The organism is Candidatus Omnitrophota bacterium, from assembly GCA_014728045.1.
Classification (GTDB): domain Bacteria; phylum Omnitrophota; class Gorgyraeia; order Tantalellales; family Tantalellaceae; genus WJMH01.
Genome location: WJMH01000021.1, coordinates 1 through 2,289 on the forward strand (window position 1 = coordinate 1; position 2,289 = coordinate 2,289).

At 52.9% G+C, this 2,289-nt stretch carries 5 protein-coding genes; all 5 read left to right on the forward strand.

The genetic code is table 11. The features are described 5' to 3' along the window. Positions 1 to 158 precede the first annotated feature (158 nt). The 5 genes from GF409_07395 to GF409_07415 all read left to right on the forward strand — a co-directional run bounded on the left by GF409_07395 (position 159) and on the right by GF409_07415 (position 2,231). Positions 159 to 335 (forward strand): hypothetical protein, encoded by a 177-nt coding sequence (locus tag GF409_07395; GenBank protein ID MBD3427033.1) that lies wholly within the window; start codon positions 159 to 161, stop codon positions 333 to 335. Between the two features lie 135 nt (positions 336 to 470). Next, a complete protein-coding gene (locus tag GF409_07400) occupies positions 471 to 1,040 on the forward strand; it encodes a hypothetical protein (GenBank protein MBD3427034.1) in 570 nt (189 codons plus the stop codon). A gap of 12 nt (positions 1,041 to 1,052) precedes the next feature. Beyond that, positions 1,053 to 1,241: a hypothetical protein gene (locus GF409_07405; protein MBD3427035.1), complete on the forward strand. Its 189-nt coding sequence runs from the start codon at positions 1,053 to 1,055 to the stop codon at positions 1,239 to 1,241. Next, positions 1,231 to 1,527, forward strand: a complete 297-nt coding sequence (locus GF409_07410; GenBank protein MBD3427036.1) for a hypothetical protein — start codon at positions 1,231 to 1,233, stop codon at positions 1,525 to 1,527. Before GF409_07405 ends, GF409_07410 begins: the two co-directional genes overlap by 11 nt. Before the next feature lie 239 nt (positions 1,528 to 1,766). Next, positions 1,767 to 2,231 (forward strand): hypothetical protein, encoded by a 465-nt coding sequence (locus GF409_07415; protein MBD3427037.1) that lies wholly within the window; start codon positions 1,767 to 1,769, stop codon positions 2,229 to 2,231. Positions 2,232 to 2,289: the final 58 nt, after the last annotated feature.

Sequence of the window (2,289 nt, forward strand, 5' to 3'; positions counted from 1 at the left end):
GTGTCCCACGGACCAACCACCGACGCTCCCACTCCCATTGGGGAGTGGGAAAACGAAAACAACTCCCGGAGCGCAGTTGCTCCGGGAGTGTGGATTGACGCCTGCGAGGCCATGGGGATGGCTCCGCAGGCCGCAGTGCGCTGGTGGGGGGCGCAAGAATGACCTGCTCCGTATGCGGGGCAGGTCATTCGCACAAGGGAACGTATCACGTTCCCTTGTGCGAGTCTTGCACGGAAGAGGGCTGGAAAGCCCTCTTCTATGACGGCTACAACTACAGCTGGGAAGTTGTAGTTGATCGCGAGCGAAAGCTCGCGTGGGCCGAAGAAGCGTACTAACCCCCCCGGCCAGAGGGAATCTGGCCGGACATCAAAGAGTGTGTAGGGGAACTTACACACTCTTTGATGCCCGGAAGCCTAAGGGTTTGGGCTTGTAAAAATAAACCTTTTCTGTTAAAAGCTGAGGAGATTGAGATGGAAAAAATCGTGAAGGTTGATACTGGGCTGGACAACAGCCTGACTGTAAAGAGGGTTCGTGCACTTCTGAAGTGCATTCCTCAAAGCAGCAAAGGTTGGGGATTTCAGATCTTCAAAGGGCTCCGTTTGATTCGGGCCGATGGTGTTCGATTCACCCTGAGCATTCAGGGCTCGGAAGGGCACTATTGTGTGCCGAAGCGATGCCTGTCGGATCTTTCGCAGTACGAAGGTGTCGAGATTGGCATCATTCCGGACGAGCGCAACGAGAGTTCTCCGTATCGTTTCGGGCATATTCTCGATCCGAAAGAGATTGATTTCCGGGAAGTCAAGGAGGGTGATATTGAGCCCTACGGAGAGAAGCAGCTTCGTGGCTGGCTTCAGCCGAAGGATGTGGGATTCAAGCGGATGCAGGAGCACCAGGTCAGAGATGAGGTTCTGGGTTACTTTCCGGTTCGGGATTTGGTCGCCGATCTGGCTGAGTTCTTCGATGCGGGTGGCGTGATTGACGCTTCGCACGAAGACACCCAGAAGTGGGTGGGCAAGATCATCGCGGCGGTACAAAGCTGAGGAGATATTGAGATGGATACTAAGAAAGCAGGTGTGAACCTGGAAGATATCCGGGTTCACGAAATTGTCTTTACCAATGGAGATGAGACAATCTCCTATCTTTCCTTCACAGGAAAGCCAGAGGGAGCATGGGACGAGGGTGATTATCACCATTTCGTTCGCAAGCTGACCGCAGAAGAGGAAGCCAATTATGGATATTGAGATCATTCGAGAGATTCGAGAAGGAGTGAGTCTGGAAGATGTCCGGATTCACGAAGACGGGTCGGCTTCTTTCGACGGAGGGGCTGGAAGACCGCTGACGTTGGAAGAGGTAGACGACATTTTCCAAAAAATGGAGGATGAAGTCTATTTCAGAGACCTTCAGGAGGAGGACCCCGAACAGGATCTTGCAGAATTGCAAGTGATGGAAAGGGTTCTTGGCAAGCGTTTGCGCGAGGAGAAAAAGCGCAGGCATATTGCCAAAAGAGGCAAGCGTTACGCAGCTTAGGTATTGACATATGCGGATCAATAGATTGATCCGTACAGTCAGTATCTAATACTCGCATGCGCTTTTCTTGAGCCGACCGGCCCGCTGGTCGGCGCTTCCGAGACCGGCATCGATCAGTAGGGCACTATAGCCCTACATTCAACTCTGATATACAGAATAGGTAAGATATAACCATGACCAACAGCAACAGCAACAGCAACAGCAACAACAGCACCATGACGGAACAGGAGATTGACAATATGTTCGAGAAGAAGAGTGCCCCTCCGGCACTTCCCGGAAAGAGCGAGCCGAAGGCTGAAGCAAAGCCGAAGCGAAGCAAGGCAAAGGCAAAGGCAAAGCCGGAGCCCCAGCAGGCGATCCCTGAGGATATCGCTCAGACAATGCAAGAACTTCGTGAGGAAGTTCGTCGGCTGACCGAGGAGGCAGCCAAGGCGAAGGCTCCCAAGGCGAAGAGGGAGAAGAAGGAAGAACTTCCGAAGAGGGATCCCACCCCTTGTGCATTCAAGAGTGGGAATTCCTTTGCGGTGTTCGTTCCGGACAATTGGAACGGGGTGAATGAGACCGTGGAACCTGAGGGGGAGGTCCCGGTGAGTTTCAACGGAGAAACCCGGAGGTACGAGCCAACGAAGAGTTGGCGACGTACCAAAAAGAACAACGGGTGGATCACCTACTACCCCCGTCGAGTGGATAACAAGGCGGCGTAAACACACACAGACCTGGGCAAGTCTTAAAACTGCCCTTTTTCATTTTGTTTTGTGAGGA

Coding starts and splice junctions, on each gene's coding strand:
- GF409_07395 (MBD3427033.1), top strand. CDS start 159: ATGACCTGCTCCGTATGCGGGGCAGGTCATTCGCACAAGGGAACGTAT.
- GF409_07400 (MBD3427034.1), top strand. CDS start 471: ATGGAAAAAATCGTGAAGGTTGATACTGGGCTGGACAACAGCCTGACT.
- GF409_07405 (MBD3427035.1), top strand. CDS start 1,053: ATGGATACTAAGAAAGCAGGTGTGAACCTGGAAGATATCCGGGTTCAC.
- GF409_07410 (MBD3427036.1), top strand. CDS start 1,231: ATGGATATTGAGATCATTCGAGAGATTCGAGAAGGAGTGAGTCTGGAA.
- GF409_07415 (MBD3427037.1), top strand. CDS start 1,767: ATGTTCGAGAAGAAGAGTGCCCCTCCGGCACTTCCCGGAAAGAGCGAG.